Source organism: Tychonema sp. LEGE 07196 (assembly GCF_963890365.1).
In the GTDB taxonomy this organism is placed as follows: Bacteria; Cyanobacteriota; Cyanobacteriia; order Cyanobacteriales; family Microcoleaceae; genus Microcoleus.
In genome coordinates, this window is sequence record NZ_CAWPRX010000213.1 from 38,504 (window position 1) to 62,708 (window position 24,205).

Sequence of the window (24,205 nt, forward strand, 5' to 3'; positions counted from 1 at the left end):
TGTCGAAGATATGTTCACTGTTATCCAGCAGCTCTGTCAGAAATTCTGACTGTGCATCTTGATTGAGTGTATCCGAATTGCCGTACCTGAATATTTAACCGCGCCAGCTAATTTGCCTGAATGTCGCCAGCAGTTCGGTTTGCTAAGAAGCAGCCAACCAGCCAGCAGTGTCCTCAAGCTTCCGCTGCTTCTTTCGGGCCCTTATCTATCTCGAACAGTTCGCGGGCGCGAGGGCTAAAAACCCGATTTATCCGTAGATTCCTGGTTTTACAACCCAACATTTTCCTAGAAACCGGGTTTTGCGAGTCAAGATAGTCAGATTTTATTTTTAAATTTTTAATTGCCGCTTTCCTTCCGCTTTCGCTTTTGACTGGTTAATTGCTAATTTCTCATTATTAATTTCTAGTTTACCCTCCCTTTTTCAAGTTCCAAACTTTATATTTTGCGAGGTCTAATCACATAAGGTGCAGCCACAGCGCGGGCTAGCGCTTCCGAATTCATGCCTGCTGAAGGGTTGTAAACTCCCGCCCACACAGCAAACAAATTATTTGCTAACTCCACAATTTTGGCATCGCTGCCGATTCCCCACAGCGAGGGTTCTCCGCCCGCGGCGAGCCGCCGCGATTCCACCGCAGCCGAAGATAATTGTCGCCATTCTACAGGAATCGCAGCAGCGCCGTTGTAAGCTCCAGACAAAGCTCCCGTCAAAGCGCAGGTGAGTTGTCCGGCTATCCCGCAGCGGGCGGCCCGCATCACTGACAAGCGCAAGTCTTCTGCAGTGTTCAAGAAGCAGTAGAAAGCTAGGGCGATGGGTAGCAAATTTCCCTGGTTGACAGTTGAGTTAGTTTGCGCTCTTTTGTCGCCATCGCCTTGTTTTTCTGGCAAAGCTGTGACGCTTTTGCACAGGTGGGTGGTGGCTGTTTCTAAATCGGCTTTCTGTTCTAGTAGTATTTGCACTTGTAGCAGTAGCTCTGTTAAGGCATTATCTGTGTTCAGGTAGGCAATTGTTTGATCGATAGCTGTCGAGGGATCGAGTCTTTGTTTGAGCGATCGGGCGATCGCATATCCGATAGCTAAAACGGCTGTTTGCAATTCTGACTTATTTTCGTTGGGAAAAACATCTGTCGCCAGCATGATTTTTTCTCGCAGCTTAGCTTTATTTTCGTGAAAAAACATCGCGCACGGCAGCGCAGCAACAGCAGCTTCGCAAGGGTTAAGCACGCTTTGAAACTCGGTGCTTTCTGGAGGATAGATTTCCGATTTGACAAATACTTCCCAAGTGTCGCCCCAATCTTTTAAATCTAAACCCATACACCGAATTAAACTTTGAGTCCACGCTACTGCAAGTCTCCCGCATTCGGATGAGTGCGTACCAGTGAGGATTTTAGTGTTGGGAGAATTCAACAATGTTTGCCCGTTCAGGGTCAATTGCTGGTGTTTCGTCAGTTGTAAAATCGGCTGCCAGCCTTCTGTTTGGGGGGAAATACCCACCAGTTGCCTCTGATATTGCAGGCCTGTAGAGTCTCCTAAAACTGCCCCCAGTATGGTTCCTTGAAACTTGCTCAACAGGGAATGGCGCATTTGAATTTAACTCAAGTTGTTAGTAATTGGGAATTGGGAATTGGGAATTGGGGCATTGGGGCATTGGGAATTAGGAATCGAGAATGGTTAATTTTTTTTCCTTATTAGCCCTCTATCTGTACTGCAATTAATTTCAAAAATTTTGTTTTTTTAACTCTTGTGGGGAGGGCTTTTTGCAGCGCCCAAAATTTTAAAATCAAATGCAGCAGGACAGTTTATCCGTTAGCAATTATATTGTTTCCGGTAGCATCGTCAGGTGATTTAACCGGCGCTAGAACACAGAGTCCGAGAATATATATCTGAATCATTCCTATGCTACCGGATTTGATATTACCCACAATTCTGGACGCACCATCAGAAACCGGGTTTTTTTACGAATCGATTATCATCACAAAAATGGTTTTTAGTGTGTCAGTCAGCGTCTGCATTGTAAGATAGGAATCGCATTCCGCGCTACGAACCGGGGTGCGATGCGGTTAATCGATCGCACAGGATGTTACCCATTAGCCATTAGCCATGACCCAATTTTTGTGGCTAATTTCAATTATACATAAACATATAAGGGCTGGCCTTCCATCTAAAACCTGCCCTCATCCGATCGCGAAAATCGGTGAATTTTTAATTTTTAACCAAGTAATTAACCAGAGCCTGCAGCCCCAGCCGATAACTGTCTGAGCCAAAACCGCTGATTTGTCCGATCGCCACTGGTGCGATATACGAGTGGTGTCGAAAAGCTTCCCGCCGATAGATATTACTCAGATGAACTTCCACCACAGGAATATTCACAGCAGCGATCGCGTCTCTAATTGCCACACTCGTATGAGTATAAGCTCCAGGATTCATTAACAAGCCTTGGTGCTGCCCTAACATCGAGTGAATTGCATCCACCAAGACTCCTTCATGATTCGACTGCTGAATTGAGACTTTCACCTGGAGGGCTTGCGCTTCTCGTTCTAGCAAATCGTTGATATCATTTAAAGTCGCAGAGCCATAAACTCCAGGTTCTCGTTGACCCAATAAATTCAAATTGGGGCCGTGAAGTACCAGGATCTTTAACAATTTTTTAAATTCCAGCGCCACAAAACTTTGAGTTTTGACTTGAATTCGATCGCCAACATCAAATCTCAAACCCCGTCTCAACTATCGACGATGCCTAGGTTGGTTAACTGGAATAGGAATCGGTTCCAATTCCGGTTGAGCTTCGGGACTCAGCAGTCCTTCTATCAACTTGCGAACCCATTTTTCAATTTGTTCCAGCACCTTTTCAATGTTTTCCATTGAACGGATAGCTCCTTTTTTTATAGTCTAGACTGCTAAACCGACGGCTAAATCTCTGAAACATAAGCAAGCACGGCTTTGAAACCAAAGGTCAAACTTGCTTTCTCGCTTGCTGGTTGTTTTTGAGCAAAGGAGAGAGTTCAGTATCTTTGCCAATCAGTCCTATCTTATTATCATAACGAATCTTTACAGATAAGCAAGAGGCAAAAGGAAGATTGCCAAATTATGTCGGAGTATAGAGTGTTAAATAAAGCTTAAGCTTAGAGTTGACTGTTGACAATTGACCAATCGTAGGATTTTTTCTATGTTTTTACCAATAATAATTGACGCCGGAGCCGATCGAGCGCCGTACAGCTACTGAGATGCCGAATCCAATCGCGGCCTCGCGCATCGCCAAAGCGGTATTCAAAACTTTCTGTCACGCCGTCGGGGCCGGATAAACCGATATAAACCAGTCCCACAGGTTTAGCCTCTGTACCGCCTCCTGGCCCGGCGATGCCTGTAATGCTCAATCCCCAACTCGTATTGAGCCTCGCGCGCACTCCCGCCGCCATTTGTTTCGCTACTTGCTGGCTGACTGCGCCGAATTCGGCTAAATCTTGGGGATTAACACCTAATAATGATTCCTTAACCCGATTGTCATAAGAAATAATCCCGCCCCAAAAATAGCTCGAACTGCCGGGAACAGCAGTCAGCATCGCCCCTAACCCTCCTCCCGTGCAGGATTCAGCCACACTAAGAGTTTCCCCGGCCAACAGCAGCAATTTGCCTACTGTCGAAGGGAGGGTATCGCTATCGGCACCGTAACAGTCTAGGCCTGTAATCTGCTGCAATTGTTGTTCGATCGGCTCAATTAACTTTTTCGCAGCCATTTCCGAGTCAGCGCGGGCAGAAATCCGCAATTTGACTTGACCGTGATTGGCGTAAGGAGCGACAGTAGGATTAGTTAAATTCAGAAAAGATTCTACTTTTTCCGCCAGCGCCGACTCAGCAATTCCCCAAAATTTCAACGTGCGGCTGAAAATAGTTGCGCTGCACCAACCGCCATTTTTCAGGTAAGGAACGGCGGTTTCTCGCCACATCAAGTGCATTTCCGCCGGTACGCCGGGAAATGTCATCACTGTAACCTTGGGAATCGGCTGCCAAAGAATGCCCGGTGCAGAACCGCTGCGGTTCGGCAGAATGTCCGCCGTTTTTGGAATTAAAGCTTGTTTCCGGTTGCTGGGACTCATGGTGCGTCCGCGCAGGGCAAATTTTTGTTCGATATCGGCGATAATTTCCGGTTTTTCGATTAAGGGAACGCCAAAGAAATCGGCGATTGTTTCGACGGTGAGGTCGTCTGGTGTCGGGCCGAGGCCTCCTGTAAAGAGTAAAAGTTGCGATCGGTTAACGGCGATTTCTAACACTTGTTTGATGCGTTCTGGATTGTCCCCCACAACTGTTTGATAGTAGTGAGGGATTCCCAGACTCGCTAATTCTTTGGCTAAAAACTGAGCGTTGCCATTAAGAATATCTCCTAAAAGCAATTCAGTGCCAACACAAATAATTTCAGCAACCATTCGATTTTAGATTTTAGATTTTAGATTTTAGATTGGAAAATTGGGAATTGGGAATTGGGCATTGGGCATTAGAAATTATTTTTCTTCCTTCTTCCTTCTTCCTTCTTCCTTCTTCCTTCTTCCTTCTTCCTTCTTCCTTCTTCCTTCTTCCTTCTTCCTTCTTCCTTCTTCCTTCTTCCTTCACCGAGCGTGTCTCCAAACTTTCCAGCTAGCGTATCCCAGCAAACTTGTTGCACCCAGTGCGTAAATTACGCCGCTGGGTATCGAAAAAGCGAGGGCTAAACTTCCCACCCACAGTGTTAGGGCGTAAATAAATAAAACCGCAAATCGATGGGATACTCCGGCTTCTAGAAGTCGGTGGTGGAGGTGGCGCTTGTCAGCAATAAACGGTGATTTGCCGTTGCGGAGCCGATCGAGAATAACCGCAGACATATCTAAAATCGGTACAGCTAAAATTAAATATGGCAGTAACACAGAGGTAATAGCCGTAGTTTTAACTAACCCAATTACTCCCACTCCCGCGAGAGTGAAACCGATAAAATAAGCGCCGCCATCTCCCATAAAGATTTGAGCCGGATTGAAGTTGTAGCGCAGAAATCCCAAAGTGCCGCCAGCTAACGCCGCTGCAATTAGGGCTGCTGCGGGTTGGTGCATTGACAGACTGACTATCAGCATCACAACTGCTGCAATACCTGAAACTCCGGCTGCTAAACCGTCCAAACCGTCAATCCAGTTGATGGCGTTGGCCATACCGACAAGCCAAATTACGGTAATTGGCAAACTCAGCCAGCCAAGATCGGTCAGTCCCAAGGATGGAACTGTGAGAAACTCAATTTGTACGCCCGCGTACCAAGCGATGCTGGATACGCCAATTTGCATGAGCAAGCGTTTGATGGCTGAGAGCGAAAATAAATCGTCTGCTAAACCGATGAGGAAGAATCCGAGGCCGCCGAGGGTGACTCCCCAGATTTCGTATTCGTCTTTGCGATCGAGAATTTGTCCGCTAGCATCGAGGAAGCCTCCTGAGAGCCAGACAAATAACAGAGCAGTCAGAGTGCCGATAAAGATGGACACTCCTCCCAAGCGCACCATCGGGCGCTTGTGGACTTTTCGCTCGCCTGGCCGATCGACTCGCCCGCTTTTGAGACCAATTTTTTTAACTATTGGCGTACTGTAGAGGACGACGATCGCAGAAACCAGAAAAGCGACTACGTGGTACAGATACTGATACGGCATCTGAAATCAATTTTAAATAGTGCGGGGCAATTAGGCTGTCAGGCAGAGTCTACTACATTTCAGATGGCTTATCACAAGGAAACATCTTTAAAGTGCGACTGGGGGGTTTGGGAGCCGGAAATTTGTTGGAATGGAAGTTGCCCGATCGCCAATTATGAGATTTTTAACTTAGTAACTCTCAAATTAAGATCCTTGGGGATCTATGCTGCGATCGCGAGACTGTCGTTCGACACATCGATCCGAGTGGATTTATCCCTCGAAGGGGGCGGGTAGATCGATATCTTTGGCTACCGACAAATATATCGGGTAAAACCCGCCCCGCGCGATCAATAATATGCACGTTAAAACAGGGGGCGATCGCAAATGGCAACTCGCAATCTTTTCCGGCTCTTTTACCCTTTTACCCGTACACTTCCAACTACAAATTTCCCATTGCCGATCAGGAAAATTAAGCTAATGCCGGGACTTTTAAGAACAAGTGCGGATATAACGGGAAGCGATCGCAAAGTGCAGCTACTCGCCGCAGGCAATCGGCTGTGACGCTTTCATCTTCAGGATTCAGCAGTCGATCGGCAATAATATTACCAATTTCGGTAAATTCAGCAGTTCCCATGCCCCTGGTTGTCATCGCCGGCGAACCGAGTCTCAAACCGCTGGTGACAAAAGGCGATGCCGGATCGAAAGGCACGGTATTTTTATTAGCAGTAATATTCACACCGCTAACTAATTGGTCGGCTCGCTTGCCTGTCATGTTTACCGATCGCAAATCTACTAGCATTAAGTGATTGTCTGTGCCGCCGGAAACGAGTTTTAAACCCCGCTGCTGCAACTGTGCAGCTAAAGCCCGCGCATTTTCTATTACTTGACCGGAATAATTTTTAAATTCGGGTTTTAATGCTTCGCCAAAAGCTACTGCTTTGCCGGCAATTACGTGCTCTAATGGGCCGCCTTGAGTGCCGGGAAACACTGCTTTGTCGAACTTTTTGCCGAGTTCGGGGTCATTGGTCAAAATCAAGCCGCCGCGGGGGCCGCGCAGGGTTTTGTGAGTAGTGGTGGTGACTGCGTGACAGTGGTTGAGGGGGCTTGGGTGGTGGCCTGTGGCGACTAATCCGGCGATGTGGGCGATGTCTGCGAGCAGGTAAGCTCCGATTTCGTCGGCGATCGCTCTAAACTTTTCAAAGTCGATAATTCGCGAATATGCTGAATAGCCGCAAATCAGCAATTTCGGTCGGTTTTGTTTCGCCAGTGCCAAAATTTCGTCGTAGTCGAGCTGTTCTGTTTCTGGGCTGACTCCGTAGTGAAAAGCTTTGAACCATTTGCCGGATACGTTGACGGGGGAACCGTGGGTCAGGTGTCCGCCGTGGGACAAGTCCATGCCCATAATTCCGTCCCCTGGCTCTAGCAAGCTCAAAAACACTGCAAAGTTGGCTTGAGCGCCGGAGTGGGGCTGGACGTTGGCGTGGGCTGCTCCAAATAGCTGTTTGGCGCGATCGATCGCGATTTGCTCGATGCCGTCAATAAATTCGCAGCCGCCGTAGTAGCGTTTGGCTGGCAGTCCTTCGGCGTATTTATTGGTCAGCACCGAGCCTTGAGCTGCCATTACTGCGGCGGAGGTGAAGTTTTCGCTGGCGATCAGTTCTAGGTGGTCTCGCTGGCGCTGGAGTTCTTGCCCGATTAAATCGGCAATCTGCGGGTCGGTTTTGGAAAGCAAGTCTAAGTTAGTGTCGGTCACAATAATCAACCTCTTGACAATTTAGGATTGCGAATTGGGGATCTTTTACCCTACTACGGATTTCACATGATTTATCCAAATATTACATTGTGTTCAGCTTAAGCGGTTTGTCCCAAGTTCCTGACATACAATGAAATTACTGGTATGAAACCTGCCGGAGGTATCAAATGTTAGTTATTCTAATGGAAAATCAGATGCTTGCCCCTCAGTGTGTTTGCCAAGGTTGTGTGCTCGCCGATCGCACGGGCCAACCGCGCTGGAGCGGTGGAGAGCTTCGCTGCGGGCATCCAGTTGCTAAACCTACGGAAAATTTGCCCGATCGATACGAGTGTCTAATGGGCTTCGTCATTGCCAATATTAAATAATCATCGGGCAAACAGGGCATCGGGCAAACAGGGCATGGTGACTATTGAACCCGACTCGCTCTCAATACCCCTGAATCTACTCGGCTCTGAGTGTGGGAAAATTCTGGTCGAGTCGTAACTGAGCCTGCTGCGTTATCCTGAGTTAACGGGAATTGATAGTTTATCGATCGACTCAGGAGAGTTCATTATGACTTGGCGCGGATCTACGACTGTTCCAGACCGGATTTTTGCTTCTTTGCCTTATTTGCTGCCACTGATTGACGGGCTGGGGTTTGGCAGGTATCTGTTTGCACAGTTTCCTGTCCTGCAACTGTTTTTGATCCCGCTAACTCCGTTGCTTCAAATTTATAGGTTGCCCTTTGCTAGCTTGATTATTTTCTTTGCGCTGTATTTAGCAGTGGTGAGAAACGAAAACATCAGTCACTTCATTCGTTTTAATGCGATGCAGGCGATTCTTTTAGACATTGTTTTGATGCTCTGCGGTTTGATTTTGCCGATTTTTTCTAGAGGCTTGCAAGTCGCATTTATTGCGGAAACTCTGTTTAATATGGTGTTTTTGGGAGCTTTGGCTGCATTTGTTTATGCAGTCGTACAGTCGGCGTTGGGACGCTATGCAGAGATTCCTCCGCTTTCGGATGCTGTTTATATGCAGGTTCGTTAGGCAGTTGGCAGGAAAGCAGTTGGCAGTTGACAGGAAAGCAGTTGGCCGTTGGCAAAATTGCCGGTTGTCTTAGTTGTGAGTTGACAGGAAAGCAGTAGTTATTAGTTATTAGTTAACGGTTATTAGTTATTAGTTAACGGTTAACAGTCAACAGCTAACAGTCAACAATGACTACTGACTACTGACTACTGACTACTGACTACTGACTACTAACTACTGTATTTTCAAGACTCCCAATACCTTCTATCTCAATACGGACTCGATCGCCTATTTGTAGCGGCCCTACCCCTTGCGGCGTTCCTGTCAGTATCACATCGCCGGGAATTAGGGTCATTATTTGACTGATGTAGGAGACTAGAAAGTCTGGGGAAAATACCATGCGATCGATCTCGGATGACTGTACCGGTCGATCGCTATCATTGACAAAAGTCTGCAACTGTGCAGCGGGACTCAATTCGCGGACAATCCAAGGCCCCAAGGGACAAAATGTATCGAACCCTTTCGCCCTCGCCCACTGGTTGTCTCGCTTTTGCAAATCTCGGGCTGTCACGTCGTTGGCGATGGTATAGCCCCAAATCTTGCCATGTGCTTGTTCGGGAGTGCAGTTGCTACAATGTTCGCCAATTACCAAGGTCAATTCTCCTTCGTAGTCTACCCTTTCCGATTGCTGCGGATAGCGAATCGCTCCACCTGCGGGGATGATAGCGCTGGGCGGCTTAAAAAATAGCAGCGGCTCTTCGGGTACTGGAGTACCCATTTCGGCGGCGTGATCGACATAATTTTTGCCGACAGCTACAATTTTTGAGGGAGAGCAAGGAGCGAGAATTTGGTAACTATCTGGTTGGAGTTCCAAATCTGTTGGTTGTCCTTTTAACCAGGGAGGTGCATCAAATACTTGAACGCTGTGGCTCAGTTGCAGCAAACCGTAATGGATGTGTCCTTGTGTTGTTTTAACTCGAACGTAGCGCTGGGCCATAGTATTTTAGATTTTAGATTTTGGATTTTAGATTAAACTATACTGAGAACTAAAGATGGCTCTAGGGATAATATCATGTCTTGTAAAATAACTGTTATAAGTTTGTATAAGTTTGTAGTGGGGACTTCAGTCCTCAGATTTTTATGAGGATGGAAGTCCGATGCTGCAAACCAATTTTGCTGCGATTGTTTGAGCCGACATCTTGCTAATGATTAAAAATTTATTACTCGATCGACCTTTAAGATTTTTGCTGTATCATTTTTAACCCGCTTTCGGTGCAAACTCCGTGCAGCGGTTTGTCCCAGGAGTCAACGGGTAGCTGAGTTAGCAAGGCAAATTCAAAGATTGTGGCGATCGTCATTTTCGCTCGCCACTCTGGTAAAGTTAGCATTCGATCGTAATAGCCGCCGCCGTAGCCTAAGCGATAGCCGCGAACATCGCAACCAACGGCGGGTACGAGGATTAAATCTACTTCTGAACAATCTATTTTTGGAGCATCAGGCAGCGGTTCTAGTATGCCATAAGCTCCACTATGTAAAGCATCTCCGGGTTGCCAGATGTGCCAGGATAGCTCTTTCCCGACACAGCGGGGAAATCCCCATTTTTTAGGGGTGGGAATGGCATTTGTGGGACTGGCAAAATGCCTGTCTCCAGAATTGAGCAGGCAAGATGCCTGCTCCACAGAAGATGTAAATAGGGGACTTAAATCTGGTTCTTGGCGAAAGCTAAAGTAGGCGAGGATTGTTTTTGCTTGGGTGAATGGGGGCGAGTTTTGCAGGTGATTGCAGAGGATTTCGCTCTTTTGTCTCCATTCTTGTGCTGATAGGGATTTGCGGGTGTTGAGGAGCGATTTTCTTAATTCGGTTTTAGTTAATGAAGGTTGAGGAGTGTTCATATTTGCGATCGAATCTCTCGTTGGATTTCCAGTCCGACAGGGGTTGAAAACCCCTGTCTCATAGCGAAAGTCTTCTCAAAGAGGACTCAAATTAATTGCATTTTGCATCAAACTCTGTAGTCGGTTTTAACTCACATCTTGCACCATTGTCAATAAGCTTTTTATGGACGGGCAGGATGCCCATCCCACAAGAAATTCACTCTTTGTGGAACGGGCTTCTAGCCCGTTGCTGACAATGGTGCAACATCTCAGTTTTAACCGACTTTCGCTTTGAGGCAGGGGTTTAAACCCCTGCCGGACTGTGGGAAAGCGTCAACAAACCGGATTTGATATCACATATTGTCTCACAACAGGACAAACACTGAATAGCATTTCATTGTCCTGTTCTTCAATTTCAACGAGCGATCGCCTCCCCAAAGATTGCAGCCCGTTGAACAACTCCGAGGGCGATAATTCAGCATTTTTTAACAATTGCTCTACTGAAACTGGATTAACTTCGCGGCTGAGCTGGGAGATTAGCTTTTTCTCTAATTCTGACAACCGATTTATCTGCGGGTGCAAAGTTTCGGTCAATTCTTCCCCCAAAAATACCATATCATATTTCAAAAATTCTGCAACCCTACCTCGGAATATTTCTTGAATGGTGGTGGCGACTATTTTTAACCACAATGGATTGCCTCGGTAGGCGTTAATTAGGTTTTCCCATTTTTCGGGGTTGAGTAATTTTTTATTGCGGAAAATTTCGGCTGCATCTGTACATATTCCTTTGAGTTGTAAAGTACGAACTGGTAAATTTTCACCTTTTAAGGCGGTAATTTCTCTGGGAGGTTCCCAACTGTTGAGGATTAAACAACTGTTGTGGGTTGTTTCTCCAATTTTTCTGAATAGGATGCTGTAATTTTCGCATTCTGGGCGGTAATTTCCTGCTAGTTTTCCGCTGCCAAGAATGGCTTGCACGTCGTCGAGGATAATGAGACAGCGGTTTTTTCGCAGATATTCCATTAACAGGGAAAGTCGCTCTGGAATCCTTGTCGGGAGTTCGATTTCGGGTTTATTTAAAAGAAATTCTAGAAGATTTTCTAGGGTGGTTTCTAAGGGTGGGGAGTGGCCCAGACTTCGCCAGATGACGCATTCAAAGTTATGCTGAATTTGTCGTATGAGGTGGAGGGAAAGTGCGGTTTTGCCAATGCCACTGAGTCCTGATATTGCTGCAAGGTTACACTTTTCTTGAACGATCCATTTTTCCAGGGTGGCGAGTTCGGATGTGCGATCGGACAATGATGAAATATGAGGTGCGTCTGCTAAGTCTAGTCTGGTTTGGGGTTCGGAGGTTTCTGGGGTGGGGGTTGAGGGCGATCGATCTTTTGGAACTTCGGGAGATTGGGTATCTGTACAAACATTAACGTTACCAATATGTAGAAAATCGTTGCCAAAATTTGATGAAATGATGAATAATTGTCGTCTCTCAAGTGCCGATCGTAAATTCGATTGAGTTACTTCTTCACCTAATACATTTGATAAACGCTTCCATAATTTTGAGGCGATATTTCTGATGTGACCTTCGCTACAATATGATATTTCTGCAATTTTAGAGTATTTTTGACCTTCCCATACACCCAGCAGGATAGCTTTTTGCAGATCGTCCAAGTGCTCTCCTGTTTTGGCGAAAACCATTTCGTCGGCAAATCTCAAGACTTCTTGAACGTCCATTGGTCGGGTAGTTGTGACGGTTTTGCTTATTTTATCAGACTTTTTATGACATTTTGTGATGTAGAGGGCAAAATATGACTTTTTTATGACAAAGAGATTTTAAAAACTGCTGACATTTTCAGATCTTTTATGACTTGAATTTATTATGGGTATGATGGTAATTTAAAAATACAAGCTATCAATCACCAGTTGCCAACTGTACCAAAACATTAAAATATAAGCTCATGGCTAACGAACCCAAAAAAGAACCAAAGCTGAAATGCCCGCTGTCGCAAGAACAGAAGGAGACGGTCAAAGAGTTTGCTGATGTCATTGATAAGCATAGAAAAATTGCGAGAAAAATCACTGGTAAAAGCTAATAAATCAACTGAGTTTGCATGGTGTCGGTGTAATATTCACAAAAATATTTTATTGCTTTATCGCAATAAAATATAAAAAAATTTTTGGTCGGTAATTAACCATGAACGAAAAAGAAAATCCAAATGAAGTGGCTAGTGAAGTCGCAAGCAAAGTTAAATCCACTCTTAATGACGCTATCCAAGGATTAAAAATTTTTCTAGTTAATCCTGTTGGCGGTCTTCCAGTTTTTTTTCAAGGGTTAGGCAAGGAACGTGCTTTAGGAGTTGGAATTGCTTTTGGAATAGCATATGTAATTTGCTTTGTATTAGCGTGCCAAAAAATTTTAACACAATTTTCGAGCAATAGCTCATTATTTAATTTGATACTTGCCAGCACGGCTAATTTTTTGAGTATAGCAGGGGCTAGTTTTTTGACGCGCAAACTATTTCGGGGATATGGCAGCTTTCAAGGGGATATATTTATTGCTGGTGTCGCTTTAGTGCCTGCGTCATTATTGCTCTTAATAAGTAGTATTTTAGGAATAACGAATGTTGAAATTATTGTGATAGTTATGGTTGTGGCTATAACCTATACAATTTTAATGATTTACACTGGCTGCCACAAGATTTCTGGAATTCCCGAAACTGCTGCTGCTTTTGCAGTTTCAGTCATGTTAGTTTTGAGTGGCTGGTTATTTAAAATCTTGATTTTATCTAACATATTGCCAAGTTAAATAATGTAGCAGGCAAGATGAGAAATGATTTGAGCTGGTTTGAAATAATCCGACTATTTTTTGAAATGCTTTTTCAGCTAATTGACTAACAGTATCGATCGCTCGTAGGTATTGGACACTAAAAGGAAAGAAACATGGATGCACTGGTAGCAGCAATCGCACAAATTTTAGATTATATTCATACCCAAGGCCCAGACGCGATCGGGCAGCTAACGGTACTACTCGAAGCTCTCAAAATAGGAGCTGTTTCTGTTGCGGCTTTATTTAGCTTGGTTGCTAACGTACCCGTTGTTGTTGAAATTCTTAGCCAGTTGATAGCTTTAATCAGTTCAGGTGCCGGTGTTACGGAAATAGCGACGGCGATCGGCTCGTTAGCCGGCTCACTGGGATTGTCTATTGAGTCTGTCATCCATATCTTACAAATGATTGGGGCTTTCTTGCTGGCATTTTAAATTGAGTCCCCCAGCTTTTTAGGGAATTAACCATACCTTCTCACTGACGCGATCGCCCTGACTTGAATTGAGGAGCGATCGCTATTATAATAACAGCTATATACTGTAAAAAAAACGATGGCCGCTAAAGACCTATTCAATTATGCCGTCAAACAAGCACTCCTGAAGGAAGAGTGGGTAGTTACGGCAGATCCGCCGATCCTCAAGATAGATAAGGTATGGAAAGAATAGAGCAGTATCGCCAATTTATCCGCCAACTCTTAACCTCTCATGCCAGTCTCGATAATAATTCCGAGTTGGATGTTGAGTGTCAGCTCGTGTTCGACACAGAACACGATCATTACCAAATTTTAGATGTTGGCTGGGAGGGATACAAACAAATTTATAACTGTTTCATTCACATAGACATCAAGGATGGTAAAATTTGGATTCAACGCAATATGACAGAAGCCGATCTCGGACAGGAATTAGTCGATCTGGGAGTACCAAAAGAAGATATAGTTTTAGGTTTACATCCACCTTACAAGCGTCCGTATACCGGCTATGGAGTAGCTTAGCAAAGAGTGCGATCGCCCTTCTTTAACCGAGGAGCGATCGCACTTTCAATTTATCCCTTAAATCGCAGTCGATCAAATTCGGCTGCTGAATCTTCCTTAGTAAAAACCACATCCTCATAAATAGCATCAATAATCGATTTAAGCACTTTCCTCAATTAAAGCCGCTTCCGCATCCCGCCGCCTGTTGATACCTGTTGCAATACTCGTACCAACCCAAATCCGTTTCATTTCCCGGATTTGTTCAGCAATGCCCTTCACATCTTTTTTCCGCACTAAATCCCGGATTGCACGCATTTCCCGGCGGCGGTTTCCTTCCATACTCGTGCCGCGATTGAACACCAAACTTACCAATCCGCCTTGAACATCCGCAGGCAATTCTTCAAAACCGGGAAATGCTTCTTTAGTAAAATTGTAAAATTTCGGGATAGTTACAATGTTAAAAACTTCCCACGCTAATTCCCAAGAAATAAGAATGTCTCGCACGCTAGCTAAACGACTTTTTGCAGATTCCCCTTTCAAGCCGCAGCAGTTACTCAAACGTTTTCGATCTGCATCTCCTAATTTATGCCAATCTTGGTTAAAAACTTCTAGACTGTTGTAACCTAGATCGTAGCCGATGCCGATCGTAATTCCCGATGCTCCTTCGGGCCAAGTTGGACGCTGCAACAGCTTTTCGTAATATTTCCGCCCGCCGCCCACCTCGAATTCTAAGATTAGCCCGATCGCCCTGTCTGATAAAAGTGACAACCGCAAAGGTTCTCCGGGGAACAAAGCAGCTAGCGTTTTGGGGCCCGCAATTCCGTCAGCCAAAAACCCTTGATTGCTTTGAAACTGTTTAAGGGATGCTTCAGTTTTTGGTCCCAATTTACCATCTGCACTTCCTGGATTAAAACCTAACTCCTGCAAGCGTTTTTGCAGTTTAACAACATCGGAACCCGATGCACCTAATTTTAGAGTTTGCACAACCTGTTTTCCTGTAATGCGATCGGCACAATAATTTTTGCTTGATATTGTACCACAACCAGGATTTCCCAAACTATGAGATTAATTCTGCCTCAGTCAGCAGGGCAAAATCGCGCGGATTGTTTAACACGAAACAGTCATTTTCTTTAATTAGATCGCCAAAACAAGTTACGGGCGATCGCGCTTCATAAGCCTTGAGGGCCAACTGATAATCATATCCGCTCAATTCCAGATAAATTTTTCTCAACTTCCCCACTACAAATCCCATTAATGTAATTTTTGCCGGAGATTCTGCCCCGTGTACTTTATTAATCCATCCCGATATTGCAACATTAGGTAAAGCAGTGATTAAATCGCTAAGAATATCTAGCTGAGAACGATTTTCAACCACTTCTAGCGTCTTAAAAGCTTCAGCAATAAGCTGAGGGGCATCAAATTCTTGTCTCACAGGCTGCTTGATTTCAAAAATCTGACCGACATCATTCTTTTTGTGCCAAATCCAAGTATTCTCATAAACTAAAGCAACTTTTTGCCAGCCATTTGTCTCTAAGTGTTCTGCTAACACATTTGGATCTATAGTTTGGAAAACTTCTTTGTCTTTGACAGTTACTTTCACGGTAAACCTCCTTGACTAAGACGCTGCACAATAGACTTTAAAGCCTCTACTGTGAACTGATTAGAGCGGGGTAACTCAACTGTTACATTGGCTGTATTGAGTCTTTCTGGCAGTCCCCGCAGCGACACCCAGTAGGCGCAATACCTTATGCACATTTCGTCTTCAGACTGCTGCAACCAGTTTTCTAAATTTTCCGGCACTAAAACTACCACTAACAGGCGCGGAACCTGGGAATTGACGATCAAATCCCTGTAATTTTTTATTCTCACCGGATATCGGATGAACTGTCCGTCGAGTACATCTCTTGAGGTACATTTTAATTGTAGGTTAAGCTCAGGGGAAAAAACTACTCCCTCACCGCCTCTTGCCACAATCTTCAAATCAATGCTGTCATCATCTACCTCTGGCTGACTGAGAGAGAAACCTGCCACGGCTGCCACGGCACGCACATAAGCTTTGCTGAAAAGTTCTTTCTGCTGGTTCAGTTCCATTCTAAAATAAAAATGTTGCAAAAATAATATATTTTACAATAAAGGTGTTCCACAAGTAATTTATTGTAGGAGAGTTCTACCCAAGAGGAAATCGATTGGTATAGTTTCTTATTCTTAGTCCGCGGAGGCGGACATTGTTTTTGTAGTAGCGGTTTCAACCGCGGAATCTTATAAAAAAAGCCAAAGTTCTACCCAAGAGGAAATCGATTGGTATAGTTTCTTATTCTTAGTCCGCGGAGGCGGACATTGTTTTTGTAGTAGCGGTTTCAACCGCGGAATCTTATAAAAACAAGCCCCGGTTTATTCAAGAAACCGGGGCTTTCTAAACTCAAACTGCGTGTTTTCGATACCAATCAATCGTATTTTTCAACCCTTCCTTAAAGCCCATCTCAGCCACAAAACCAAACCTTTCTTTTGCCCTTTGGGTATCCAAACAGCGGCGCGGCTGACCGTTCGGTTTGTCTGTTTCCCAAACAATTTCTCCCTCAAATCCCATCAATTCGCAAATGGTTTCCACTAAATCGCGAATTTTAACTTCGCTATTTGTTCCTAAATTAACCGGGTCGGATTCATTGTAAGATTGAGTTGCCATCACAATTCCCCGCGCTGCATCTGTGGAATACAAAAACTCGCGGCTGGGGCTGCCATCTCCCCAAACAGGCAGTGTTTTGTCTCTCCTTTCTTGGGCTTCGTGGACTTTGCGAATTAATGCGGGGATGACGTGGGAACTCTTGGGGTCAAAGTTATCTTCCGGGCCGTACAAATTGACTGGTAGCAAGTAGATACCGTTGAATCCGTACTGCTGGCGGTAGGATTGCAGTTGCACTAATAAGGCTTTCTTTGCTATTCCGTAAGGTGCGTTGGTTACTTCGGGATATCCGTTCCACAGGTCGTCTTCTTTGAAGGGAACTGGGGTTAAGTTGGGATAGGCGCAAATGGTACCGACGCAGACGAATTTTTCGACTCCTGTTTCGTAGGCTGCGTGGATTAGTTGCGCGCCCATCATCAAATTGTCATAAAATAGTTCTGCCGGTTTGATGAGGTTTAAACCGATGCCGCCGACGTGGGCTGCTAGGTGTATGATGATGTCTTGTTGGTCGGCGGCGCGCTTGCAGTTTTCCATGACGCGGAGGTCGCAGTCGCGCGATCGCGTTACCGAAATTTTATCAGCATCCGCCCCTGTTTTGACTAACTGGTCGATTACCTGACGGCCTAGGAAACCCGCGCCACCGGTGACTAGAATGCGCTTGTTGCTTAAATCCAAGCTTGTCATAATTTGATCCTCGGGATTTTCAATAAAGGTCGATCGACAATTTTCTGTCTAAAAATGCCACCGCTACACAACTTGGAGCGATCGCGCTTGTTTTTCCTGCTCAGTAAAAATATAACCAAACTCGCCCTAGTGGATCTACATTAACTCAACTAGGACGAGCGATCGTCCAACTACCAATTTTGTTGAACGAAAATAGCTGTCAAGCAGTCGCGGTGACTGCTTAGTTTCGCCGCATCAATCAAATCCGTTACCAGAACCTCGTTCCTGCTTTTCTAAAGCTGTGATGTCAGCATCTACCATCAAATGCACTAACTCTTCAAAAGTTACAGACGGTTCCCAATTTAACTGCTGGCGCGCCTTAGTTGAATCGCCAATCAACAGTTCTACTTCTGCCGGACGCAAGTAGCGTTCGTCAAACTCGACATATTTTTGCCAATCTAAATTGACGTAATTAAAGGCTAAATCGAGAAATTCTTTAATCGAATGGGTCTCGTTAGTAGCAATGACATAATCGTCCGGTTTGTCTTGTTGCAGCATCAGCCACATTGCCCGCACGTAGTCTTTAGCATAGCCCCAGTCCCGCTTGGAATCGAGATTGCCCAAGTAAATCTTTTTCTGCTTGCCGGCGACAATTCTGGCAACGGCGCGAGTAATTTTGCGAGTTACAAAAGTTTCGCCGCGACGGGGAGATTCGTGGTTGAACAAGATGCCGTTGCAGGCAAAAAGTCCGTAAGATTCGCGATAATTTACTGTTTGCCAGTGAGCGTAAACTTTAGCGCAGGCGTAGGGACTTCTGGGATAAAAAGGAGTTGTTTCCTTCTGCGGAACTTCCTGCACCAAACCAAACATTTCCGAAGAACCTGCTTGATAAAACCGCACTTCTATGCCCGTGCGGCGCTGGTAGTCCCGAATTGCTTCTAGCAGGCGCAATACTCCCATTCCTACTGTGTCAACCGTATATTCCGGCGAGTCAAAACTGACTCTGACGTGGGATTGAGCGCCTAAGTTATAAATTTCTACCGGCTGAACTTCTTCTAAAATCCGGCGCAGAGTAGTGCCGTCGGTTAAGTCGCCGTAGTGCAGAAATAACTGTGCGTCAGCGCTGTGAGGATCGACATAAATGTGATCTATGCGATCGGTATTGAAACTAGAACTCCGCCGGATAATGCCGTGAACTTCATATCCTCGATCTAAAAGTAATTCGGTCAAGTAGGAGCCGTCTTGACCTGTAATACCTGTTATTAGCGCTCGCTTGCGTTGCGTCATCTGATTTTCCTTTTACAGGCTGTGTTAATTAATTTGGGACGTTCGGGCCAGAGGATGTTGTTCCCTGGCGATCGCCTTTTCAAGCTCTAGATTAACTCACACTTGTGCGATCGCAATCAACAAAATGTGAATGTTTTGACAAAGAGTTTGCCACTTGCTGTCAGTAGTCAGCATCAGCGGCCAGTAACAAACAAAACTAACTACCGATTGCTGACTGCGGACAATAATTAATATGCGCCGTTATTTTTGGGGAAAATCACAACTCCAATTGTTTTGAAAAGAATCCACATATCCATCCAAAGGTTTTTGTCCTTGGCGTAATAGAGGTCGATTTGGACTCGCTGGGGATAGGGAATGTCGTTGCGACCGGACACTTGCCACAAGCCTGTAATTCCAGGTCTGATGGTGAGAATTTTGTTGATGTGACGGCCGTATTTCGGCAGTTCTTCTTCAACTAGAGGTCTCGGTCCGACGACGCTCATATCTCCTTTTAAAACATTCCAAAACTGGGGAAATTCGTCCAAACTGGTCATTCGTAAAAATCTTCCAATCCAGGTAATTCGAGGGTCTTGTTTGAGTTTGAAATTGTCCTCAAACTCTTGACGCAAATGCGGAGATTTTTCCATGATTTCCAGCAATATATCGTCCGCATTTTCCACCATCGTTCTGAATTTAAGGCAATAAAACATTTTACGGTTTTTGCCTACTCGTTCCTGTACGTAAAAAATAGGCCCGGACGAGCTTAAGGCGATCGAAAGAGCCAAAAGCAGATAAACCGGAGCAAACAGGAGCAGAACCGATGAGGAAAACAGGATATCAAATAGCCGCTTGAAAAATTCTCCGTCGAGACTCTGTAGAGAACGAGTTATGCGTCTGTCTCCGTCGAGGACAGGCCCAAAACCGCGTCTCGCGATCGCTCGAATTACCTTACCGGAGATTAGTTGGCTGTCGGCAGTCATCTTACTCCTTCACTTCACACCACACACAGTCTCGATCATAAAGCCTCAAGACGCTTTGTTCTCTGAATTATGTTTCCAATACTCAATTTTCTGCATTCAGAAGATGGAAGATGGAAGATGGAAGATGGAAGATGGAAGATGGAAGAATGGACAAGGTACTTATGTAGAGCGGTTTTGAGGGCTTCGGAAGTAATTGCGAAATATTTTTCTCCTCTCTCAGTCTCCCACTCTCAACTCCCAGACTTGGTAAAATCGCGGGAAGAAGGAAGAAGGAAGATGGAAGATGGAAGAAGGAAGAATGGACAAGGTACTTATGTAGAGAGGTTTTGAGGGCTTCGGAAGCAATTACGGAATATTTTCCCACTCTCCCTCTCTCCCCTCTCAACTCTCAGACTTGGTAAAATCGCGGGATTGAAATTCCTGATAGCACTGTTCCACAAAAGCTAGATAGCGCTGCTCAAAGACTTCGGGGGCAAACCCGGAGGCGCGCAACCGTCCCATTTCTGGGGAAAATTTGCCTTGCAACTGCTCAAATTCCTTGACAGCTTCGACTAATCCTGCTGCGGTTTGGGAGGGAAAAAATAAACCTGTCCCCGTCTCTGGGTGTTGGCGAATGTCGAGCACTGTCTCCAAAGCGCCGCCTGCTGCATAGGCAATTACTGGTGTCCCGCAAGCTTGAGCTTCTACTAAAGCTATGCCAAAATCTTCACAAGCTGCATAGACAAAGGCTTTTGCCTCGGCCATGTATTTTTCGACTGCGGAGGCGGGCTGGTGGCCGAGCAATTGTACGTTGGGTTTGGCGATTTGCCGGAGCATTTCTAATTCTGGGCCGGTGCCGATGACAATGAGATTGCGCCCGAGTTGATTGAATGCTTGGACGATCGCACTTACGTTTTTGTAACTTACCAACCGGCAAACTGTCACGTAAAAATCTTGTTTTTGCTCCAGCAAGGCAAATCGATCGATATTTACCGGCGGATAAATTACCTCAGCGCGCCGCCGGTAGCACCGCCAAATTCGGCGCGCCGTGTGTTGGGAGTTGGCGATGAAATAATCGACGCGGTTGGCGGAAATTACATCCCACTGCCGCAGTCGGTGCAACAAATATCGCGTCATCAGGCCCAAGATGCCCCGTCCGGCTTTGCTATTACGTAAGTAGTCAAAAGTTAAGTCCCAAGCGTAGCGCATGGGTGTGTGGCAGTAGCATACGTGCAGTTGCTGGGGGCTGGTGAGGATGCCTTTGGCGACGGCGTGGGATGATGAGAGGATGATGTCGTAGGCTCGCAGATCTAGTTGTTCGATCGCGACGGGCAGAAATGGCAAATATTTTTGCACGCCGCTGCGGGCTGCAGGAAAGCCCTGCAAGAATGTTGTACCAATCTGTCTTTGAAAAAGATAGCTTTCGGGATTGGCTGATTCAAAGTCGATGAGGGCATAGACATCAGCATTTACGTATTTGAGGATTTCCTGCACTACGAGTTCCGAACCGCCGGTAGCCAAGGGTGTCAACCATTCATGAACTAGGGCGTATTTGAGTTTTTTCACTTTATGTAGTCGATCGAACGATTTATTAGCGCCAGTTCTGTCAATATTAGTCTTACCGAGAGATTACTGACGCAGTATCGAGCCATTAACCGCGTTTCTACGTAGGCGACTAGATTTGAGATTCTTCGATTTCGCGAGCGAACAAGTTTGAGATTTACTCCACGGATTAATCTGGGAGCTCGAACAGGAGTCCCACCAGCGTCGAGTGTTTGTACCCATTTTTTGGGATAGTTCAAACCAAGGATTTTGGGAATCAACGAGGTTTTTGTCAAATTTGGGGCTTGCCAAATTGCCTAGTGCGGCAACGATTCGCCAGATTGTTGACAAAAAATACTATTAGGGGCAATAGTGTAAAGGATTTGCGATCGGCTAACTCTTCGGAACGGGCGATCGAACTAACGTGGTGTGAGGAAAAAATGTCCAAATTTTTGTGGAAAGGACTTTTAGTCAGTCCTGCTGTATTAGCAGCAAGTTTAGTAGTATCTTCGACAGCCCTAGCAGCAGAGCAACCTGTAGAAATAGCCCCGGTAGCTCAAGCCAATCAATTGGAATTAGCAGGTGCTGCCACCGAGCAAGCACAGCCTGAAACAGCAGCCGTGACAGCCGAACCAACGTCACTAGCCACTAACTTAACTGTTGAAACTATTGACAAAGAAAACCTAGCAGCAACAGTAACCCCAGTTACCGAACAGACAAAAGCACCGGAAAACCCAGTTGCAGCAGACACAAGCGAAACCCAACCCGCAGTTGCAGCAGCAGACTTAAGCGCCCAACAACCTGTCGCAGAGGAAATCCCCGCAGTCGCGCCCCCCAACACAAGCGCCACGCCACCCGCCGCACCGACCAATTTAAGCGCCGAAAAACCTGCCGCACAACCCGAGGAGATTTCCCAATCAACCCCTCCGGACGCCCAACCTCAAGCGCAATCAAATCTTTTAGAACAAATCAACCAATACAGCGCAGAAGACAGCGAAGATGCAGCCGGCCAAGTAACCTCAGTTTCGCAACTGTCCGACGTGCGCCCCACAGATTGGGCGTTCCAAGCTTTGCAATCCCTAGTAGAGCGCTACGGCTGCATAGCTGGCTATCCTGACGGCACCTTCCGCGGCAACCGGGCCATGACTCGCTACGAGTTCGCAGCCGGTTTAAACGCCTGTTTGGATAAAGTTACCGAACTGATTAGAGGTGGTACGGGAAATTTAGCAACCAAAGAAGATTTAGCTTCTATCCAAAGATTGCAAGAAGAATTTGCTGCGGAATTGGCAACTTTGCGCGGTCGCGTCGATGCTTTGGAAGCGCGCACTTCTGAATTAGAAGCAAATCAGTTTTCGACTACTACTAAACTCAACGGCGAAGTGGTATTCGCTGTGACCGGTATCGCCGCCGGAGATGATGCTGAGGGCCGCAAAGCTGATAGAACCACAGCTTTTGGCAGCAGGGTTCGTCTTAATTTTGATACGAGTTTCTCAGGTGAAGACTTGCTGAGAACTCGACTGCAAGTTTTGAATTTAGGTTCGTTTTCTACTAACAATACCAAAACTGCTGAAGGGGAATTGCGGTTTAATGCCGGGCCTTTCGGCGAGGCTAGCAATACTGTTGGTTTAGATGCGCTGCTTTACCAATTCCCTCTAGGCAAAAACACTACTGTAATTCTAGAAGCCAACGCCGGCGCTGCTGATGATTTTACCAACACTGTCAACCCTTACTTTGACGGAGATGGCGGCAGCGGTGCTCTTTCTAACTTCGGTACTCGCAACCCGATTTACTATTTGACTGGCGGTTCTGGCATCGCTCTGCGGCATCAGTTTGGGGAAAAACTCGAACTGAGTTTAGGATATTTGGCCGGCAACGCCGCCAACCCGACGCGGGGTAACGGTTTGTTCAACGGTTCTTACGGCGGTTTGGCTCAGTTGACTTTCAAACCGAGCGACAGCTTTGCTATAGGTTTAACTTACGTTAATTCCTACAATTTCGTGACCGGTACGGGGAGCAATGCTTCTAATTTCCCGGCGCGTCTCGGTTCCTTCGGAATTGACAGCGATAGCAATCTGCCTGTTTCTAGCAATTCCTACGGCGCGCAAGCTTCGTTGAAACTTGGTCGCCGAATTGCTCTTGGCGGTTGGGCGGGTTACACCAACCAGCGCATTTTGTCGAACTTGGCTACTCCTACTGGTTCTGTGCAGCGGGGAGACCAAAAAATCTGGAACTGGGCAGCTACTTTGGCTTTTCCTGACTTGTTGAAAGAAGGAAATGTGGCGGGAATTCTGGTAGGTATGGAGCCTCGGGTGACGAGTTCTACTAATAGGAGTTTACCGGAAGATAAGGATACTTCGCTGCACATTGAAGGTTTCTATCAGTTTAAGTTGAGCGACAATATTTCGGTCACTCCTGGTGTGATTTGGCTGACTGCTCCGGATCACAATAATGATAATTCTGATTTGGTGATTGGAGTAATCAGAACGACGTTTACTTTCTAGGAGTTGTATGTATAAGGTGCGCCCCCGCACCTTTTTTGGCGCTGAAACAAGCTCTAATTAGATTGATAGTGGTGGTGTAAATATTTAGACTTGCATTGCATCAATATTCGCTCTGTTAACCGCAGATTTCCAGCGTACAAACACTGATTGACGCTGATAATTTAATAAGTCATACCAATTTCATAAAGTAGCGCTAGATATTACCCCCCCAACCCCCCCGATGCTTTGGGGGGAGGTAAAACTTCATCTATACCACATCTTTAGAAAAATGGTATCAACCGTTAATTTCAGGCAGATAACGCACGCTATAGCAGATAATTTCCAGATAGAAAGGCAATTTGGGCAATCTTGTGTTTTGTTTCAACAGAAATGACCAGCTTTAGCTAAAGCTGGTCTGCACAAATAGTTAAATCCGTTGTTTTTCCCACAGTGTTTTTCTCACGGCGAGGAAACCCGAGTTGCACGTTTCTTTGCAGCGGGTTCTAAGACAGATATCATCTCTCTTAAGCGGTACTTTTGCAACAAAATTTATTTTTTTGTA

At 45.7% G+C, this 24,205-nt stretch carries 27 protein-coding genes; 10 read left to right on the plus strand and 17 right to left on the minus strand.

The window, feature by feature from the left end:
* The first annotated feature begins 58 nt into the window (after window positions 1-58).
* Window positions 59-238 (plus strand): hypothetical protein, encoded by a 180-nt coding sequence (locus AACV78_RS26870; protein ID WP_194009098.1) that lies wholly within the window; start codon window positions 59-61, stop codon window positions 236-238.
* A gap of 197 nt (window positions 239-435) precedes the next feature.
* On the opposite strand, the gene AACV78_RS26875 is transcribed toward AACV78_RS26870, so the two are convergent.
* The 7 genes from AACV78_RS26875 to glyA form a co-directional block, all read right to left on the minus strand.
* On the minus strand, window positions 436-1,581 hold the full coding sequence (locus AACV78_RS26875) for an ADP-ribosylglycohydrolase family protein (protein WP_194009099.1): 1,146 nt from the start codon (window positions 1,579-1,581) through the stop codon (window positions 436-438).
* Window positions 1,582-2,199: 618 nt separating this feature from the next.
* Complete coding sequence (aroQ, locus tag AACV78_RS26880) at window positions 2,200-2,640, minus strand: type II 3-dehydroquinate dehydratase (RefSeq protein ID WP_228042028.1); 441 nt, start codon at window positions 2,638-2,640, stop codon at window positions 2,200-2,202.
* A gap of 81 nt (window positions 2,641-2,721) precedes the next feature.
* Entirely contained in the window at window positions 2,722-2,859 is a 138-nt protein-coding gene (locus tag AACV78_RS26885; protein WP_194009100.1) for a hypothetical protein, read from the minus strand.
* Window positions 2,860-3,161: 302 nt separating this feature from the next.
* Window positions 3,162-4,418, minus strand: coding sequence for a competence/damage-inducible protein A (locus AACV78_RS26890; RefSeq protein ID WP_194009101.1), 1,257 nt, complete (start codon window positions 4,416-4,418; stop codon window positions 3,162-3,164).
* Between the two features lie 13 nt (window positions 4,419-4,431).
* Window positions 4,432-4,602 carry a hypothetical protein gene (locus tag AACV78_RS26895; protein WP_228042017.1) on the minus strand — a complete coding sequence of 57 codons (171 nt, stop codon included), beginning with the start codon at window positions 4,600-4,602 and terminating at the stop codon, window positions 4,432-4,434.
* Window positions 4,599-5,654 carry a glycosyltransferase family 4 protein gene (locus AACV78_RS26900; protein WP_194009102.1) on the minus strand — a complete coding sequence of 352 codons (1,056 nt, stop codon included), beginning with the start codon at window positions 5,652-5,654 and terminating at the stop codon, window positions 4,599-4,601. The genes AACV78_RS26895 and AACV78_RS26900 overlap by 4 nt, the downstream gene beginning before the upstream one ends.
* Window positions 5,655-6,102: 448 nt before the next feature.
* Window positions 6,103-7,386, minus strand: a complete 1,284-nt coding sequence (glyA, locus tag AACV78_RS26905; RefSeq protein WP_339383803.1) for a serine hydroxymethyltransferase — start codon at window positions 7,384-7,386, stop codon at window positions 6,103-6,105.
* A gap of 167 nt (window positions 7,387-7,553) precedes the next feature.
* Here glyA and AACV78_RS26910 point away from each other — a divergent pair, with 167 nt between their 5' ends.
* Together AACV78_RS26910 and AACV78_RS26915 are read left to right on the plus strand one after the other, a co-directional pair.
* Window positions 7,554-7,751 carry a hypothetical protein gene (locus AACV78_RS26910; RefSeq protein ID WP_106149203.1) on the plus strand — a complete coding sequence of 66 codons (198 nt, stop codon included), beginning with the start codon at window positions 7,554-7,556 and terminating at the stop codon, window positions 7,749-7,751.
* Window positions 7,752-7,938: 187 nt separating this feature from the next.
* Complete coding sequence (locus AACV78_RS26915; protein WP_194009103.1) at window positions 7,939-8,412, plus strand: Tic20 family protein; 474 nt, start codon at window positions 7,939-7,941, stop codon at window positions 8,410-8,412.
* 199 nt (window positions 8,413-8,611) lie between these two features.
* On the opposite strand, the gene AACV78_RS26920 is transcribed toward AACV78_RS26915, so the two are convergent.
* The 3 genes from AACV78_RS26920 to AACV78_RS26930 form a co-directional block, all read right to left on the minus strand.
* The gene (locus AACV78_RS26920; protein WP_194009104.1) at window positions 8,612-9,388 is read right to left on the minus strand and encodes a fumarylacetoacetate hydrolase family protein; all 777 of its coding nucleotides are present in this window, start codon (window positions 9,386-9,388) and stop codon (window positions 8,612-8,614) included.
* A gap of 238 nt (window positions 9,389-9,626) precedes the next feature.
* Window positions 9,627-10,283, minus strand: coding sequence for a 5-formyltetrahydrofolate cyclo-ligase (locus tag AACV78_RS26925; protein ID WP_194009105.1), 657 nt, complete (start codon window positions 10,281-10,283; stop codon window positions 9,627-9,629).
* Window positions 10,284-10,595: 312 nt separating this feature from the next.
* Window positions 10,596-11,993 (minus strand): helix-turn-helix domain-containing protein, encoded by a 1,398-nt coding sequence (locus tag AACV78_RS26930; RefSeq protein WP_194009106.1) that lies wholly within the window; start codon window positions 11,991-11,993, stop codon window positions 10,596-10,598.
* Window positions 11,994-12,217: 224 nt separating this feature from the next.
* Here AACV78_RS26930 and AACV78_RS26935 point away from each other — a divergent pair, with 224 nt between their 5' ends.
* The 5 genes from AACV78_RS26935 to AACV78_RS26955 all read left to right on the plus strand — a co-directional run bounded on the left by AACV78_RS26935 (window position 12,218) and on the right by AACV78_RS26955 (window position 14,074).
* The gene (locus tag AACV78_RS26935; RefSeq protein WP_255512931.1) at window positions 12,218-12,352 is read left to right on the plus strand and encodes a hypothetical protein; all 135 of its coding nucleotides are present in this window, start codon (window positions 12,218-12,220) and stop codon (window positions 12,350-12,352) included.
* Window positions 12,353-12,453: 101 nt separating this feature from the next.
* Window positions 12,454-13,065 (plus strand): hypothetical protein, encoded by a 612-nt coding sequence (locus AACV78_RS26940; RefSeq protein WP_194009107.1) that lies wholly within the window; start codon window positions 12,454-12,456, stop codon window positions 13,063-13,065.
* A 134-nt stretch (window positions 13,066-13,199) separates the two neighbouring features.
* Window positions 13,200-13,517, plus strand: a complete 318-nt coding sequence (locus tag AACV78_RS26945) for a hypothetical protein (protein ID WP_194009108.1) — start codon at window positions 13,200-13,202, stop codon at window positions 13,515-13,517.
* A gap of 117 nt (window positions 13,518-13,634) precedes the next feature.
* Window positions 13,635-13,748 (plus strand): element excision factor XisH family protein, encoded by a 114-nt coding sequence (locus AACV78_RS26950; protein ID WP_194009109.1) that lies wholly within the window; start codon window positions 13,635-13,637, stop codon window positions 13,746-13,748.
* Complete coding sequence (locus tag AACV78_RS26955; protein ID WP_194009110.1) at window positions 13,736-14,074, plus strand: XisI protein; 339 nt, start codon at window positions 13,736-13,738, stop codon at window positions 14,072-14,074. The genes AACV78_RS26950 and AACV78_RS26955 overlap by 13 nt, the downstream gene beginning before the upstream one ends.
* A 138-nt stretch (window positions 14,075-14,212) precedes the next feature.
* Here AACV78_RS26955 and AACV78_RS26960 read toward each other — a convergent pair whose 3' ends face one another.
* From AACV78_RS26960 to AACV78_RS26985, 6 genes are all read right to left on the minus strand, one after another.
* Window positions 14,213-15,037, minus strand: a complete 825-nt coding sequence (locus tag AACV78_RS26960; RefSeq protein WP_339383804.1) for a peptidoglycan-binding protein — start codon at window positions 15,035-15,037, stop codon at window positions 14,213-14,215.
* 73 nt (window positions 15,038-15,110) lie between these two features.
* Window positions 15,111-15,653 (minus strand): hypothetical protein, encoded by a 543-nt coding sequence (locus AACV78_RS26965; protein WP_194009111.1) that lies wholly within the window; start codon window positions 15,651-15,653, stop codon window positions 15,111-15,113.
* A complete protein-coding gene (locus tag AACV78_RS26970; RefSeq protein WP_194009112.1) occupies window positions 15,650-16,144 on the minus strand; it encodes a DUF4365 domain-containing protein in 495 nt (164 codons plus the stop codon). Before AACV78_RS26970 ends, AACV78_RS26965 begins: the two co-directional genes overlap by 4 nt.
* A 328-nt stretch (window positions 16,145-16,472) precedes the next feature.
* Window positions 16,473-17,417 (minus strand): GDP-L-fucose synthase family protein, encoded by a 945-nt coding sequence (locus tag AACV78_RS26975; protein WP_194009113.1) that lies wholly within the window; start codon window positions 17,415-17,417, stop codon window positions 16,473-16,475.
* 234 nt (window positions 17,418-17,651) lie between these two features.
* Window positions 17,652-18,683: a GDP-mannose 4,6-dehydratase gene (gmd, locus tag AACV78_RS26980; protein WP_194009114.1), complete on the minus strand. Its 1,032-nt coding sequence runs from the start codon at window positions 18,681-18,683 to the stop codon at window positions 17,652-17,654.
* A gap of 227 nt (window positions 18,684-18,910) precedes the next feature.
* The gene (locus AACV78_RS26985) at window positions 18,911-19,642 is read right to left on the minus strand and encodes an undecaprenyl-phosphate galactose phosphotransferase family protein (RefSeq protein ID WP_194009115.1); all 732 of its coding nucleotides are present in this window, start codon (window positions 19,640-19,642) and stop codon (window positions 18,911-18,913) included.
* Between the two features lie 69 nt (window positions 19,643-19,711).
* On the opposite strand from AACV78_RS26985, the gene AACV78_RS26990 reads away from it, so the two are divergent.
* The gene (locus tag AACV78_RS26990) at window positions 19,712-19,972 is read left to right on the plus strand and encodes a hypothetical protein (protein WP_194009116.1); all 261 of its coding nucleotides are present in this window, start codon (window positions 19,712-19,714) and stop codon (window positions 19,970-19,972) included.
* Window positions 19,973-20,023: 51 nt separating this feature from the next.
* On the opposite strand, the gene AACV78_RS26995 is transcribed toward AACV78_RS26990, so the two are convergent.
* Window positions 20,024-21,187, minus strand: coding sequence for a glycosyltransferase (locus AACV78_RS26995; protein ID WP_194009117.1), 1,164 nt, complete (start codon window positions 21,185-21,187; stop codon window positions 20,024-20,026).
* 416 nt (window positions 21,188-21,603) lie between these two features.
* On the opposite strand from AACV78_RS26995, the gene AACV78_RS27000 reads away from it, so the two are divergent.
* The gene (locus AACV78_RS27000) at window positions 21,604-23,664 is read left to right on the plus strand and encodes an iron uptake porin (protein WP_194009123.1); all 2,061 of its coding nucleotides are present in this window, start codon (window positions 21,604-21,606) and stop codon (window positions 23,662-23,664) included.
* Window positions 23,665-24,205 lie beyond the last annotated feature (541 nt).